This window comes from Brevundimonas sp. GW821-FHT09G01, assembly GCF_059416065.1.
Genome location: NZ_JBWKOL010000005.1, coordinates 139,604 through 153,600, shown reverse-complemented (window position 1 = coordinate 153,600; position 13,997 = coordinate 139,604). Strand labels below are relative to the sequence as shown.

General features: G+C 68.8%; 13 protein-coding genes. 3 read left to right on the top strand and 10 right to left on the bottom strand.

Annotated elements, in window-relative coordinates; translation table 11 throughout:
• Positions 1-41: 41 nt before the first annotated feature.
• The 6 genes from AC07NB_RS11525 to AC07NB_RS11500 form a co-directional block, all read right to left on the bottom strand.
• Positions 42-425: a hypothetical protein gene (locus tag AC07NB_RS11525; RefSeq protein WP_492312208.1), complete on the bottom strand. Its 384-nt coding sequence runs from the start codon at positions 423-425 to the stop codon at positions 42-44.
• 78 nt (positions 426-503) lie between these two features.
• The gene (gene lpdA / locus AC07NB_RS11520; RefSeq protein ID WP_494571084.1) at positions 504-1,901 is read right to left on the bottom strand and encodes a dihydrolipoyl dehydrogenase; all 1,398 of its coding nucleotides are present in this window, start codon (positions 1,899-1,901) and stop codon (positions 504-506) included.
• A complete protein-coding gene (locus AC07NB_RS11515) occupies positions 1,898-2,344 on the bottom strand; it encodes a hypothetical protein (RefSeq protein WP_494571083.1) in 447 nt (148 codons plus the stop codon). Before AC07NB_RS11515 ends, lpdA begins: the two co-directional genes overlap by 4 nt.
• A 58-nt stretch (positions 2,345-2,402) precedes the next feature.
• Positions 2,403-4,034, bottom strand: coding sequence for a dihydrolipoyl dehydrogenase family protein (locus tag AC07NB_RS11510; RefSeq protein ID WP_494571082.1), 1,632 nt, complete (start codon positions 4,032-4,034; stop codon positions 2,403-2,405).
• Position 4,035: 1 nt separating this feature from the next.
• On the bottom strand, positions 4,036-5,160 hold the full coding sequence (locus AC07NB_RS11505; RefSeq protein WP_494571081.1) for an alpha-ketoacid dehydrogenase subunit beta: 1,125 nt from the start codon (positions 5,158-5,160) through the stop codon (positions 4,036-4,038).
• Between the two features lie 2 nt (positions 5,161-5,162).
• Positions 5,163-6,398: a 3-methyl-2-oxobutanoate dehydrogenase (2-methylpropanoyl-transferring) subunit alpha gene (locus AC07NB_RS11500; protein WP_494571080.1), complete on the bottom strand. Its 1,236-nt coding sequence runs from the start codon at positions 6,396-6,398 to the stop codon at positions 5,163-5,165.
• A 147-nt stretch (positions 6,399-6,545) separates the two neighbouring features.
• Here AC07NB_RS11500 and AC07NB_RS11495 point away from each other — a divergent pair, with 147 nt between their 5' ends.
• Positions 6,546-7,034, top strand: coding sequence for an Lrp/AsnC family transcriptional regulator (locus tag AC07NB_RS11495; RefSeq protein ID WP_291839544.1), 489 nt, complete (start codon positions 6,546-6,548; stop codon positions 7,032-7,034).
• A gap of 39 nt (positions 7,035-7,073) precedes the next feature.
• The gene (locus AC07NB_RS11490) at positions 7,074-8,006 is read left to right on the top strand and encodes a pirin family protein (protein WP_494571079.1); all 933 of its coding nucleotides are present in this window, start codon (positions 7,074-7,076) and stop codon (positions 8,004-8,006) included.
• Between the two features lie 22 nt (positions 8,007-8,028).
• Here AC07NB_RS11490 and AC07NB_RS11485 read toward each other — a convergent pair whose 3' ends face one another.
• The gene (locus AC07NB_RS11485; protein ID WP_494571078.1) at positions 8,029-9,414 is read right to left on the bottom strand and encodes an alpha/beta hydrolase family protein; all 1,386 of its coding nucleotides are present in this window, start codon (positions 9,412-9,414) and stop codon (positions 8,029-8,031) included.
• A 131-nt stretch (positions 9,415-9,545) separates the two neighbouring features.
• Between AC07NB_RS11485 and AC07NB_RS11480 the strand changes: the two genes are divergently transcribed.
• Positions 9,546-10,532, top strand: coding sequence for an LLM class flavin-dependent oxidoreductase (locus AC07NB_RS11480; RefSeq protein ID WP_492312201.1), 987 nt, complete (start codon positions 9,546-9,548; stop codon positions 10,530-10,532).
• On the opposite strand, the gene AC07NB_RS11475 is transcribed toward AC07NB_RS11480, so the two are convergent.
• From AC07NB_RS11475 to yidC, 3 genes are read right to left on the bottom strand one after another with little or no spacing between them, the layout of a single operon-like run.
• Positions 10,529-11,488, bottom strand: coding sequence for an alpha/beta fold hydrolase (locus AC07NB_RS11475; RefSeq protein ID WP_494571077.1), 960 nt, complete (start codon positions 11,486-11,488; stop codon positions 10,529-10,531). The two genes, AC07NB_RS11480 and AC07NB_RS11475, sit on opposite strands and share 4 nt — an antisense overlap.
• A 40-nt stretch (positions 11,489-11,528) precedes the next feature.
• The gene (gene yihA, locus AC07NB_RS11470) at positions 11,529-12,170 is read right to left on the bottom strand and encodes a ribosome biogenesis GTP-binding protein YihA/YsxC (RefSeq protein WP_291840783.1); all 642 of its coding nucleotides are present in this window, start codon (positions 12,168-12,170) and stop codon (positions 11,529-11,531) included.
• On the bottom strand, positions 12,171-13,997 hold the full coding sequence (gene yidC, locus AC07NB_RS11465; RefSeq protein WP_494571076.1) for a membrane protein insertase YidC: 1,827 nt from the start codon (positions 13,995-13,997) through the stop codon (positions 12,171-12,173).

Here is a 13,997-nt window from a genome sequence, read left to right as displayed (position 1 = left end):
GCGCCGCTTAGACCAGAGGTTTGTGACGGTTGGGCGAAGGTTCAGCGCGGCAGTTCCGCCACCGTCGGGCGGCCGCCGTCGTCACCGTCACACGCCAGGGCGCGATAGGATTCCACTTCGCCGCTGACGGGGCGGTAGGCGGGCCGGAGCTGGCTATGACCGCGCATGTCCACCTCGCCCGCCGCGTTCAGCGTTCGCCAGGTCGCGGACGAATAGGTTCTCGCCGCGCAATCGAACCAGTAGTCCCGTTCACGTCGCGCGCCATCGGGACCCTGGACCGTCAGGGTCAGACGGACGCGGTCGTGTTGAGTCAAAATCGAGGCCCTGTCCGCATGGACGCGGTTCGCCCCTGTCGAAAAATCCACCCACGGGCCTTTGACTGGAGCGGGGTCCTGAACGAGGGCGGCAAGCATGAGAATCAGCATGGCGATCTCCTTTAAGCCGCCATCCTAGGCCTCAGGGGACCCGTACGGTCTGATGAGACCTGACGCGTGGTCAAGCTGTCAGATGTGGATGGCGTGTCCCAGCGCGCGCAGGGACGCCTCGTGGAAGGCCTCGCCGAGGGTCGGGTGGACGTGGATGACGCCGGCGACGTCTTCCAGCACGGCCCCCATCTCCAGCATCTGGGCGAAGCTGTTGGACATCTCGGACACATGCTGGCCGACGGCCTGGACGCCCAGCAGGCGGTGGTCGGTCTTGGACGCGATGACGCGCACGAAGCCGCCGTCCTCGCCCGCCTCGATGGCCAGGGCGCGGCCGATGGCCATCAGGGGGAAGACCGCCTGGATGACGTCGTCGCGGCCCGCCACGTCCTGCGGACCGAGGCCCGCCGAGACGATCTCCGGCTCGGTGAAGCAGACGGCGGCGATGGTGACGGGATCGAACTTGCGGTCGTGGCCGGCGATGATCTCGGCGACCACCTCGCCCTGGGCCGAGCCCTTGTGGGCCAGCATGGGTTCGCCGGTCAGGTCGCCGACGGCCCAGACGTTGCGCATGCTGGTGGCGCAGCGGTCGTCGATCTTCACGAACGGACCGGCCATGGCCACGCCCATGTTCTCCAGCCCCCAGCCCTGGGTGCGCGGCTTGCGGCCGACGGTGACCAGGACCTTGTCGGCCTTGATCTTGAGGGCCTTGCCGTCAGCGGCGGTGACGTTCAGCGCGCCGTTCTCAAACGACCCGGCCTTGGCGCCGAGATGCAGTTCGACGCCGTGCTTCTCCAGCCATTTGGCGACCGGGTCGGTCAGGGCCTTGTCGTAGAGCGGCAGCAGGCGGTCGGCCATCTCGACGATGACGACTTCGGCGCCCAGCTTGCGGAAGGCGATGCCCAGTTCCAGGCCGATATAACCGCCGCCGACGACGACCAGCCTGTTCGGCACGGCATCCAGCGACAGGGCCTCGGTCGAGGAGATGACGTCGCCGCCGAACTTCAGGAAGGGCAGTTCGACCGGCTCGGAGCCCGTGGCCAGGATGACGTGTTCGGCGGTGATCGTGATGTCGCCGTCGGCGGTCCTGACCGTGCAGGTCTTGGCGTCGGCGAACGCAGCCCAGCCGTTGATGACCTTGACCTTGGCCTTCTTGAGCAGGGCCGCGACGCCGTTGTTCAGCTTGCGGACGATGCCGTCCTTCCACGCGACGGTCTGCTTCAGGTCGATGGCCGGCTTGGCGGCGGTGATGCCCAGGGTGCCACCGTCGGCGGCCTTGGACACCGTCTCAAACTTGCCCGCGGCGTGGATGATGGCCTTGGACGGGATGCAGCCGACATTCAGGCAGGTGCCGCCCAGGCCGTCGCCGCCGTCCACCAGAACCGTGTCCAGGCCCAGCTGGCCGCAACGGATGCCGGCGACATAGCCGCCGGTGCCGGCGCCGATGATGAGGACTTTGGTCTTCAGGGTCTGGGTCATTCGCTATTCGCTCTTTGCAGGGCCCACTCCACCCGCTGGCGCAGGCTGGGATGCTCGATGTCCGATACGTCGTAGTAGCCGAGGACGGGGCTGGTTCGGTCAGGCGCGCCGGAAATGTCGGCAGACCGCATCAGGATCACCTGGGTCGAGCCGACCTGGGGCAACGGGAGGCAGAAGAAAACGCCGACCAACAGCCTCTCGGGCATCGCCCCGGCGCCCGAAACCCGTTCGACCGGCTCAAAGGAGACGACGTTGGTATCCGGGTCGTCCGAGGCTCCCTGGCCGTTCACCTTGGCGATGAAGACCAAGTCCGCGTCGCGCAGATCCCGAGCCTGTTCAGCCCTCAGTTCGCGCGGGCTCATCTTGCCAACCGAACACGCCAACGCAGGCGACGTGGCGCAGACGGCCACGACGGTGGCGGCGATCAGAACCTTGAACGTCATCGACAGCCTCCCTTCCTTAGGTTCGCCTCGGCGGCGGCCGGGATCAGCGAGCCGAAGCTCACATCCACAGCGTCGCGGGATGTTCCAGAAGCCCCTTGATCCGCTGGACGAAGACGGCCGCGTCGTGGCCGTCGACGATGCGGTGATCGAAGGACGAGGACAGGTTCATCATCTTGCGCACGACCATCTGGCCGTTCCGCACCACGACGCGTTCCTCGATCTTGTTGGGACCGACGATGGCGACTTCCGGGTGGTTGATGATCGGGGTGTGGACCAGGCCGCCCAAGGCGCCCAGCGAGGTGATGGTGATGGTCGAACCCGACAGTTCGTCGCGCTTGGCCGAGCCGTCCTTGGCGGCGCCCGAGACGCGGGCGATCTCCAGGGCGGTGTCGTAGGGATCGCGGGCCTCGGCGTGGCGAACGACCGGCACCATCAGCCCGTTCGGCGTCTGGGCGGCGATGCCCAGGTGCACGGCGGCGTGCTGGGTCAGGACCCCGGCCTCGTCATCGTAGGTCGCATTGATCTGCGGCTGGTCGCGCAGGGCCACGACGATGGCGCGGGCGATGAAGGGCAGGACGTTCAGCTTGGGCTGGTCCTTGGACTTGGTCGCGTTCAGGTGGGCGCGAAGCTCCTCCAGGGCCGTGACGTCGATCTCTTCCACATAGGTGATGTGGGGGATGCGCCGGACGCTCTCGGCCATCTTCTCCGCGATCTTGCGGCGCAGGCCGATGATGCGGACCTCGGTCGTCCCCTCGGCCCTGGCGTAGGTCGAGCCGGTCGATCCGGAGGCGGATGATGCGGAACCGCCCGAGGCCACGAAGGCGTCCAGGTCGGCGTGCTCGATGCGCCCGGCGGGGCCGGAGCCGGGAACGAACTGCAGCTCGACCCCCAGGTCGCGGGCGCGGTTGCGGACAGCCGGCGAGGCCAGCGGGCGCTGGTTGCGGTCGGAGAGGGTGCGCGGCTTGCTGTCGGCGGCGACCGGAGCCGGGGCGGCCTTGGGCGCAGGCGCCGGCTTGGCGGCGGGCGCCGGCGCGGCCTCGACTTGTTGCGGCGCAGGGGCCGCGGCCGCGGCCACATTGCCCTTGCCCTCGACCTGGAAGCTGACCAGCGGGCCGCCGACGGGGACCTGCTGACCGGCCTCGCCGTGGATGGCCACGACGACGCCGGTGACGGGCGAGGTGATCTCGACGGTGGCCTTGTCGGTCATGATGTCGGCGAGGATCTGGTCCTCGGACACGCTGTCGCCGACCTTGACGTGCCAGCCGACCAGCTCCGCCTCGGCGGTGCCTTCGCCCACGTCCGGCAGCTTGAAGACGTAGTTGGCGCCGGTGGCCGGTTGCGCGACCGGAGCGGCGGCGGCGGGCGCCGGATCGGCCTTGGCGGCCGGGGCCGGCGCGGCTTCGGCCTTCGGCGCCGGGGCGGGTTCGGCGTCGGACGCATTGCCGGCTCCCTCGACCTCGAACTCGACCAGGGGGCCGCGCACGGGGACCATTTCGCCGGGCTGGCCGTGAAGGGCCAGGACCTTGCCGCTGACCGGGGCGGTGATCTCCACCGTCGCCTTGTCGGTCATGATGTCGGCGACGATCTGGTCCTCGGCGACCACGTCGCCGACCTTGACGTGCCAGCCGACCAGTTCGGCCTCGGCGGTGCCTTCGCCCACGTCGGGCAGTTTGAAGACGAAACGACCCATGTCAGCGACCTCCGCTCATGGTGGCTTTCAGGGCGTCGGCCACGCGTTGCGGGCCGGGGAAGTATTCCCACTCGAAGGCGTGCGGATAGGGGGTGTCCCAGCCGGTCACGCGCGCGATGGGGGCCTCCAGGTGGTAGAAGCAGCGCTCCTGCACCAGGGCCGACAGCTCGGCGCCGTAGCCCGAGGTCTTGGGGGCCTCGTGCACGATGACGCAGCGGCCGGTCTTCTTCACCGAAGCCTCGATGGCCTCGATGTCCAGCGGCACGAGGGTGCGCAGGTCGATGACCTCGGCGTCCACGCCCGCGTGCTCGGCGCCCGCCAGCGACACCCAGACCATGGTGCCCCAGGCCAGGATGGTGACGTCGGCGCCTTCCTTCATGATGCGCGCCTTGCCGATCGGTTCGACGTATTTGCCGGTCGGGACCTGGGCCAGGTCCTGGGCCTTCCACGGCGAAACCGGCTTCTCGTGCCAGCCGTCGAAGGGGCCGTTGTAGAGGCGCTTGGGCTCGAAGAAGATGGTGGGGTCGTCGTCCTCGATGCAGGCCGTCAGCAGGCCCTTGGCGTCATAGGGGTTGGACGGCACCACGACCTTCAGGCCGGCGATGTGGGTGAACAGGCTTTCCGGCGACTGGCTGTGCGTCTGGCCGCCGAAGATGCCGCCGCCGTAGGGGCTGCGGACCGTGATCGGCGAGGTGAACTGGCCGCCCGAGCGGTAGCGGAGCTTGGCCGCTTCCGAGACGATCTGGTCGTAGGCCGGGTAGATGTAGTCGGCGAACTGGATTTCGACGACCGGACGCAGGCCGTAGGCGCCCATGCCGATGGCGGCGGCGACGATGCCGCATTCGCTGATCGGGGCGTCGAAGCTGCGGGTCAGGCCGTGCTTCTGCTGCAGCTGGTCGGTGACGCGGAAGACGCCGCCGAAATAGCCGGCGTCCTCGCCGAACGACAGGACGTTCGGGTCTTCCAACATCTTGGTGTCGATGGCCGAGTTGAGGGCCTGGATCATGTTCATCGGCACGACGTCGCCTTTGGGCGCGGTCGAGGCCGGGGCGTTGGAGGCGGTGACCATGTCGGGTTCGACGCCGTCGTTGCGGTCGGCTTCGGTGAAGGTGGTTTGCTCGCTCATGATCAGACTCCCACCTCGCGGCGCTGCTCGATCAGGCGCCAGTCCTCGGTCGCATAGACCTCCTCGAACATGGTCTTCACGCTGGGGCGCGACTGGCCGAGCGTGCCGATGGCCTCGGACTCCTTGCCGGCGGCGCGGACCTGTTCGACCGCGTCCTTCTCGGCCTCGGCCTGCTGGTCGTCGGACCATTCGCCGAGCGCGATCAGGTGCTGCTTCAGGCGCTCGACCGGATCGCCCAGCGGCCATTTCTCGTGCTCGTCGCCCGGGCGATAGCGGCTGGGGTCGTCCGAGGTGGAGTGCGGCGCGCCGCGGTAGGTGAACAGCTCGATGACCGTCGCGCCCTGGTTGGTGCGCGCGCGCTCCTCGGCCCACTTGGTCGCGGCCCAGACGGCGAGAAAGTCGTTGCCGTCCACGCGCAGGGCCGGGAGGCCGTAGCCGATGGCCTTGGACGCGAAGGTCGTCTCCAGCCCGCCGGCGATGCCCATGAAGGACGAGATGGCCCACTGGTTGTTGACGACGTTCAGGATGACCGGGGCGCGGTAGACGGCGGCGAAGGTCAGGGCGTTGTGGAAGTCGCCTTCGGCCGTGGCGCCGTCGCCGATCCAGCTGATGGCGATCTTGTCGTCGCCCTTGTAGGCGCTGGCCATGGCCCAGCCGACGGCCTGCGGCACCTGGGTGCCCAGATTGCCCGAGATCGTGAAGAAGCCGTACTCCTTGGACGAGTACATGATCGGCAGCTGGCGGCCCTTGATGGGGTCGGCGGCGTTCGAATAGATCTGGTTCATCATCTCGACCAGCGGATAACCGCGCGAGATCAGCAGCCCCTGCTGGCGGTAGGTCGGGAAGCCCATGTCCTCGCGGCCCAGGATCATGCCCTGAGCGACCGCGATGGCCTCTTCACCCGTGCACTTCATGTAGAAGCTGGTCTTGCCCTGACGGTGGGCGCGGTGCATCCGGTCGTCGAAGGCGCGGGTCAGGATCATGGCCTTCAGACCCTTGCGCAGGGTCTCCGGGTCCAGCTTCGGATCCCACGGACCGACCGCCTTGCCGTCGTCGTCCAGGACGCGGACCAGCTTGAAGGCGTGGTCGCGCATCTCGTACGGGGTGGTCGCCACGTCCGGGCGGTCGACCGCGCCGGCGGGGTCGAAGCGGAGATGGCTGAAGTCAGGGGCGTCGCCCGGACGGCCCGAAGGCTCGGGCACGCGCAGGGACAATTGGGGGGTATTGGGCTTCTTCATTCCGTCCTGCTGTCCGGTTGATCCGACCGCGTTTTCCTCAAGCCTCGATCTAGCACGAGGCCCGTGCCAAGGCTCGCTCGATTTCGACCTTGCACTATGCCGATCAGGGGTATTTTATTGCGTCATAATAACAAGTGGAGAAACGCCTTGGCCGAAGAGCTGGATCCCGTCGACGCCCGGATTCTTGACATCCTGCAACAGGACGCCGGCCTGTCGGTCGCCGAGGTCGCCGACCGGGTCGGTTTGTCGGCCTCGCCGTGCTGGCGCCGGATCAAGAGGCTGGAGGATACGGGCTTCATCCGCAAGCGGGTGACCCTGCTGGACGCCGAGAAGCTGGGCCTGGATTTCGAGGTCTACGCCATCGTCAAGCTGAGCCTGCCGTCGCGCGAGAACCTGGACCTGTTCGAGGCCGCCGTGACCCACTGGCCGGAGGTGGTGCAGTGCGCCACCATCACCGGCCGCGAGGACTATGTGCTGCGGATCATCACCTCCGACATGCACGCCTTCGACAAATTCCTGCGCGAGAAGCTTCTCAGCCTGGCCATCGTGTCGGACTGCGAGAGCCACATCGTCACGCGCGGCGTGAAGAATGTGACCACCCTGCCTCTTGGCATCGTGACCCCGCACGTCGGATAGTGCCGTTCGGCTCGACAGGGCCGGACGGGGAAGACTGACATGATCGAGATGGTGATCGACGCGCGGCGCAAGGACCTGGGCGGGTTCGAGGTCGGACGCGTGCTGCCGTTCCATTCGCGCCGCATGGTCGGCCCGTTCATCTTCCTGGACCAGATGGGGCCGGCCGAGTTCGCGCCGGGGGCCGAGGCGATCAATGTGCGGCCGCACCCGCACATCGGCCTGTCGACCCTGACCTATCTGTTCGAGGGCGAGATCATGCACCGGGACAACACCGGCGTGACGCAGGCGATCCGGCCCGGCGAGGTCAACTGGATGACCGCCGGCAGCGGCATCGTCCACTCCGAGCGCACCGATCCGCTGAAGAAGAGCCAGGGCGGGCCCATGCACGGGATGCAGGCCTGGATCGCCCTGCCGACCGAGCATGAGGAGACGGCCCCGGCCTTCCACCACCTGGGGGAGGACGGCCAGCCCGCCTATGAGAACGGCGGCCTGTTCGCGCGGCTGGTGGCCGGCGAGGCCTACGGCGCCAAGGCCGCCGCGCCGATCTCGTCGCCGCTGTTCTACGTCCACTGGGAGCTGGCCGAGGGGGTGCGCACCGCGCCGCCGCCGGGCACGGGAGCCGGCGGCTATTCCGAGCGCGCCCTGTATGTCGCCAAGGGCGAGATCGAGGTCGGCGACCGGATCTTCCACGAAGGCCAGATGATCGTGCTGGAGCCCACGGCCGAGCCCACGGTCAAGGCGATCCGCCCCTCGACCGTCATGGTGCTGGGCGGCGAGCCGGTCGGGCCGCGTGTGATCTGGTGGAATTTCGTCTCGTCCACCCAGGCCCGGATCGACCAGGCCAAGGAAGACTGGAAGGCCGGGCGGATGGCCCTGCCCGCCGAGGACGACCTGGAGTTCATCCCCCTGCCCGACACGCCGTCGACGCCGGAGCCGGCGCCGACGAAGCCGGAACCGACCCACCCCGTCTGATCCGCCATCCAGGGCGCGGCGTTTATCGCGCCGCCACCCAGTCGACGATGGTCTTCAGGGCCTGGGGGTCGAGGGTGGTGGCGATGCCGGCGTACTCCGCCGGCAGCCCGGTCACGGCCGGCTGCATCAGATGGTTCAGGTTCGGCAGGACCACGATCTCGGCCGAGGGCAGGATCGCGCGCAGGGCCGTCGCGTTCTGTTCGGCCGGGACCTGGGCATCCTTGCCGCCGTAGAGGGCCAGCACGGGGATATGCAGCGCCGCCAGCGACGGCCGGGGGTCGTGGGCGACGAACCAGCGGGTCCACGGGGCGCTGACCTGGGCGGCGGCGGCCTGGCGCTGGGCCTCGGGCAGGCCGGCTTCGGCGAAGATGGGATCGACCGCCGCCGCGACATCCCGCGCCGATCCGGCGTTGGCCGCGACGGCCGCCATGATCCGGGCCTGCAGGGCGACATTGGCCTCGACCGTCGCGGGCGGCAGGCCCGAAGCCTGCTGGATGGCGCGCGACTGTTCGACCAGCAGGTCGCCGCCGGACACCGCCGGCCCGGCGATCATGACGAGGAAGGCCACGTCCGGATCGGCCCCGGCGACCAGCGGCGCGATGGTCCCGCCCTCGCTGTGGCCGATCAGACCGATGCGGTCGTGCGCGATGTCGGCGCGCGCCTCCAGGAAGGCCACCGACGCCTCGGCGTCGACGGCAAAGTCGGCGCTGGTGGCCTCCGCGACCGGACCGGTCGAGCCGCCCACACCCCGGTCGTCGACGCGCAGCACGGCGACGCCGCGCCGGGTCAGGGCGTCGGCGAGGACCAGGAAGGGCTTGTGGCCGAAGACGGTCTCATCGCGGTCCTGCTGGCCCGAACCGGTGATCAGCAGGACCGCGGGAAAAGGGCCGGAGCCCTCCGGCAGGGTCAGGGTCCCGGCCAGCTGCACGCCCGGGGTCGGGGTCGCGATGACCACGTCCTGACTGCGATAGGGGAAGGGCGGGACCGGCGTCTGCGGCCGTGACGGCGCGGCGGCGGGCGTGATCACCGGCGGCGGCGGCGGCGCGGACGGCGCCAGCTCCATCACCCGGGTCAGGACCAGCGGCAGGCTGGCCCCGCCCTGGCTCAGCACGCCGTTCACGGTCCGGCCGGCGTCGGTCAGCGTGCCTTCGAAACTTCCACCCGCGGCGGGCACGGCGAAGCGGACCACCCCGCCCTGCACCGACAGGCCGCTGACCGGCAGGCCGTTGACGCCCTGGTCCGGGCTGTCGATCGTCGCCCCGCCGACGGCGTCGACGTTCAGCACCACGCGCAGGCTTTGGCCGCCGACGTTCACGCGTCCTTCCCAGCGGCCCGCCAGCTCTCCGGCGGGGGTCTGGGCCCCGGCGATGGACACGGCGGCGGCGAGGGTCAGCGCGAGGATGGTCATGGGGTCCTCCGTGAGCCGAACCTAGGCGGCGGGCCGCCGGTCGCCAAGGCGCGACGCTTCGAATGGCGATGATCGCAATCCGTAACCGCCCCGGGTCTTGAAAGCCGACGGCGGGACCCGATCTGTCGGCCATGACCGCTTTCTCCGTGCTCGACCTGTCGCCTATCGTGGAGGGCGGAGACGCCCGCCGCGCCCTGCTGGAAACCGCCGAACTGGCCCGGACCGCCGAAAGGACGGGGTTCAAGCGTTTCTGGCTGGCGGAACACCACAACATGCCCGGCATCGCCAGCGCGGCCACGGCCGTGGCGCTGGGCTTCGTGGCGAGCCAGACCCAAACCATCCGCGTCGGATCGGGCGGGATCATGCTGCCCAACCATGCGCCGCTGGTGGTCGCCGAACAGTTCGGGACCCTCGCCGCCCTCTATCCGGACCGGATCGACCTGGGGCTGGGCCGCGCGCCCGGCACCGACGGCGAGACCGCCCGGGCGCTGCGCCGCTATTTCGAGGCCGCCGACCAGTTCCCGCGCGACGTGATGGAGCTGCAAAACTTCCTGGGCGATCCGGTCGAGGGTCAGCGGGTCACCGCCTGGCCGGGGGCGGGATCCAAGGTGCCGGTCTGGCTGCTGGGCTCCAGCCTGTTCAGCGCCGAACTGGCCGCCCACCTGGGCCTGCCCTTCGCCTTCGCCAGCCATTTCGCGCCCGAGCTTCTGCTCCAGGCGCTGGAGACCTATCGCGCCGGGTTCCGGCCGTCGAAGCAACTGGCCGCGCCCTATGCGATGGCCGCCATCAACGTCTTCGCCGCCGACAGCGACGCGGAGGCGCAGCGCGTCTCGACCTCGATGCAGCAGGCCTTCGCCGCGGTGGTCACCGGCAAGCCCGGCAAGCTGAAGCCGGCGGTGGACGACATCACCACGGTGCTGGACGCCCGTCAGATCGCGGCGGTCGAGAGCCGCCTGACCTACGCCGCCGTCGGCGGGGTGGAGACCGTGCGGACCAAGCTGGCCGAGTTCATCGCCCTGACCAAGGTGGACGAGGTGATGGTCACCGGCATGATCCACGATCTGGACGCCCGGCTGCACAGCCTCGAGGTGACGGCCGAGGCGATCGGCGGGCTCTAGAGCCCCTTCAGGAAATCGATCAGCCAGGCGTTCACCGCCTCGGGCCGTTCCTGCTGGATCCAGTGGCCGGCGCCGGGGACGACGACCTGCGAGCGCAGGTCGGGGACGATGTCCTTCAGTCCCGCCTCGTGCTGGCCCGAATAATGACGGACAGGGTCGCGGTCGCCGACCATGAAGGCGCCCGGGACGCGGACCCGCGCCTCCTGCAGGAAGGCCGTCAGCGACCAGTTCAGGTCGATGCATCGATACCAGTCCAGCGGGGCGCGGAAGCCGCCCGCCGAGAAGGCCGCGACGTATTCCGCGAAATGCTCCGGGCTCATCCACGGCGGCAGGGGGGCGTCCTCGGGGACGGTGGAGATGAAGTTTTCGCCGGGCTGGATGAAGCCGGTCGACTGCAGCTCCGGCGGGGTGGCGCCGTCATAGGCCCAGAAGCCCTTGCGCAGGCCCGCCGCCACGTCGGTCTCGAAGACGGCGTGGGCGTCCGGGGCCTGAAACTGGTTGATGTAGAGCTCGCCCAGGCCCGCGCGCTTGGTGATGGCGGCCATGGCGACGGTGGGCGGCCCCTTGGCCCGGCGCGGCTGCAGCGGCACAGACAGGGCGGCGACGGCGGTGAAGACGTCGGGCCGCATCAGGGCGCAGTGCCAGGCCACCGGCGCGCCCCAGTCGTGCCCGACGACGGTGCAGGCCTGATGGCCCAGCGCCCGGACCAGATCGACCATGTCGCCGACCAGATGGAGGATGGAATAGGCCTCGCGCTCGGCGGGTTTGTCGGTCCCGCCATAGCCGCGCATGTCGGGGGCGACCGCGTGATAGCCGGCCCCGGCCAGGGCCTGCACCTGGGCGCGCCAGCTGATCCCGAGTTCGGGGAAGCCGTGGACCAGCAGGACCAGCGGGCCGGAGCCGGCCTCGAGGATCTGCTGGGTCAGGCCGTCGGTCTGGATGTGGCGGGTCTGCATGGACGCACCCGATCACCGGGCGCGAACAGGCGCAAGCCGTTTAGAGCTCGACGCCCGTGGTGCGCATGATCTCGGCGCGCAGTTCGGGCATGCCGTCGCCCTTTTCCGCCGAGGTGACGATGACCGCCGGGAAGGCGGCGGGGCGTTTGGCGATGGCCTTGAGGGTCTCGGCCTGGACCTTTTCGGCCTCGCCCTTCTTCAGCTTGTCGGCCTTGGTCAGGACGATCTGGTAGCTGACGGCGGCGAGGTCGAGGGCGTCCAGCGCCTCGGTGTCCACCGACTTCAGCCCGTGACGGGCGTCGATCAGCAGATAGACCCGCTTCAGGGTCACCCGGCCGCGCAGGTAGTCGCGGCCCAGGTCCTGGAACTTCTTGACCGTCGACTTGGACGCCTTGGCCCAGCCGTAGCCGGGCAGGTCGACCAGACGCATCTTGCCGTCGAGGTCGAAGAAATTGACCTCGCGCGTGCGCCCCGGCTCGTTCGACGCCCGGGCCAGCTTGTGCATGCCGACCAGGCCGTTGATCAGGCTGGACTTGCCCACGTTCGACCGACCCGCGAAGGCGATCTCGGGCAGGTCGGGATCGGGCAGTTGCTCGATCTTGGCGCAGCCCATGACGAAGGTCGCCGGACGCGCGAAGAGGATGCGCGCCTGTTCCAGTTCCTCTGGGGTGAAAGCGTCCAACTAGACCTTCGCCTTCTGGAACCGGGCCAGGAAGGTGTCGATCGGGTTCTCGGCCTTGAAGCGGTGCATGATGATGTACTGCTGGAAGATGGTCAGCACGTTGGACCAGGCCCAGTAGATCAGCAGGCCGGCCGGGAAGTTGGCCATGATGAAGGTGAACACCACCGGCATGAACTGGAAGATCTTGCGCTGCATGGGATCCGGCGCGGGCGGGCTCATGGCCATCTGCAGCCACATGGTCGCGCCGTAGACGATGGCCAGCACGCTGAGGCCCAGGCTGAAGCCGCCGCCCGGATGGCTGACCAGCAGATTGCCGATCAGGGGCGCCGTCGACGGATCCCAGGGGATCAGGCCGAACAGGTTCCAGATGGTGGTGTGATCCGGCGCCGACAGGTCGCGCAGCCAGCCGAAGAAGGGCGCATGCCGCATCTCGATGGTCACGAACAGCATCTTGTAGACGGCGTAGAAGACCGGGATCTGGAGCAGCAGCGGAAGGCAGCCGGCCAGAGGATTGATCTTCTCCTTCTGGTACAGGGCCATCAGCTCCTGCTGCTGCTTCTGCGCGTCGTCAGGGTGCTTCTTCTTGATCTCCTCCATCTTGGGCTGGAGGTTCCGCATCTTGGACATGCTCTCGTAGCTCTTGTTGGCGAGCGGGAACATGATCAGGCGCACGGTCAGGGTCAGCAGCAGGATGGCGATCCCGAAATTGCCGACCAGTCCGTAGAAGAACTCGACCAGCAGGAAGATCGGTCGCGTCAGGAAGAACAGGAAGCCCCAGTCGATCGCGTAGATGAAGCGCGGCAGATCGAGGCTCTTCTCGTAGCCGGCCAGGATCTCGTTGCGCTTGGCGCCGGCGAACAGGCGGGTCGTCTCGGTGATCGTGGCGTTCGGTTGGATGGTCCGCGCTTCGCCGACCATGTTGGCCTGGTGGATGTCGGCATGGGCCGAATCGACGACACGGAAGGCGCCCTCGATCTTCTCATCCTGGCTCGGGATCAGCGCCGCCAGCCAGTATTTGTCGGTGATGCCCATCCAGCCGCCGGTGGAGCTGTGCTCCTGATTCGGCTTCTTGGCCCAGGCGCCGTACTTGAGCTGGGTGGTGGCGTAGTTGCCATCGGTGCCGAAGGTGCCGATGGCGCCCTCGTGCAGGACCTGGTTCTTGCCCAGGTCGTCGGGGATGCCCTGACGCTGAATGCCGGAGACGGCGTTCAGGGTCACCGGACGCGGGCTGAAGTTGGAGACCGTGTCAGTGACGGTGAACAGATACTGTTCGTCCACGGTGATCTGACGGGTGAAGCGCAGGCCTTGACCGTTGTCCCACACCAGCTTGATCGGGGTCGTCGGCGTCAGGACCGAGCCCTCGGTCAGTTGCCAGGCGGTCGCGGCCGTCGGCACCCCGCCGGGGATGTTCGGGCCGCCCCAGGCGAATTCCGCGAAGAAGGCGTGGCGCATGCCTTGCGGGCGGAACAGCTCCACCGGCGGCGAGTCCTTGTCGATCGTCTCGCGGTATTTGGTCAGGAACAGATCGTCGATGCGCGAGCCGGTCAGCGACAGCGAGCCGGTCAGGGTCGGCGTCTGGATGCGGACGCGGGGGCCGGCGCCGAGCGCGGCCGTGCGATCGGCGACGAAGGTCGCGGGCGGGGGCGACGCCGTGCCAGCGGCTCCGCCAGCGGCCGGAGCGTCGCCGACCTTCTCGGCGGCGGCCTGCTGCGCCTGGCGGCGCTGAGCCGTCTGAGCGGGCACGACCAGCATGACGTAGGCGGCGAACAGGAGCGCCGCGACCACGAAGAAGATGATCGTGTTACGGCTATTGGACTGAGGGGGCAT

What these genes read in the sequence shown, in the direction of transcription:
- AC07NB_RS11475 (WP_494571077.1), bottom strand. Translation starts at nt 11,488, where the DNA reads ATGCAGACCCGCCACATCCAGACCGACGGCCTGACCCAGCAGATCCTC.
- yidC (WP_494571076.1), bottom strand. Translation starts at nt 13,997, where the DNA reads ATGCCCCCTCAGTCCAATAGCCGTAACACGATCATCTTCTTCGTGGTC.
- AC07NB_RS11485 (WP_494571078.1), bottom strand. Translation starts at nt 9,414, where the DNA reads ATGACCATCCTCGCGCTGACCCTCGCCGCCGCCGTGTCCATCGCCGGG.
- lpdA (WP_494571084.1), bottom strand. Translation starts at nt 1,901, where the DNA reads ATGACCCAGACCCTGAAGACCAAAGTCCTCATCATCGGCGCCGGCACC.
- AC07NB_RS11500 (WP_494571080.1), bottom strand. Translation starts at nt 6,398, where the DNA reads ATGAAGAAGCCCAATACCCCCCAATTGTCCCTGCGCGTGCCCGAGCCT.
- AC07NB_RS11505 (WP_494571081.1), bottom strand. Translation starts at nt 5,160, where the DNA reads ATGAGCGAGCAAACCACCTTCACCGAAGCCGACCGCAACGACGGCGTC.
- AC07NB_RS11480 (WP_492312201.1), top strand. Translation starts at nt 9,546, where the DNA reads ATGACCGCTTTCTCCGTGCTCGACCTGTCGCCTATCGTGGAGGGCGGA.
- AC07NB_RS11490 (WP_494571079.1), top strand. Translation starts at nt 7,074, where the DNA reads ATGATCGAGATGGTGATCGACGCGCGGCGCAAGGACCTGGGCGGGTTC.
- AC07NB_RS11515 (WP_494571083.1), bottom strand. Translation starts at nt 2,344, where the DNA reads ATGACGTTCAAGGTTCTGATCGCCGCCACCGTCGTGGCCGTCTGCGCC.
- AC07NB_RS11525 (WP_492312208.1), bottom strand. Translation starts at nt 425, where the DNA reads ATGCTGATTCTCATGCTTGCCGCCCTCGTTCAGGACCCCGCTCCAGTC.
- AC07NB_RS11510 (WP_494571082.1), bottom strand. Translation starts at nt 4,034, where the DNA reads ATGGGTCGTTTCGTCTTCAAACTGCCCGACGTGGGCGAAGGCACCGCC.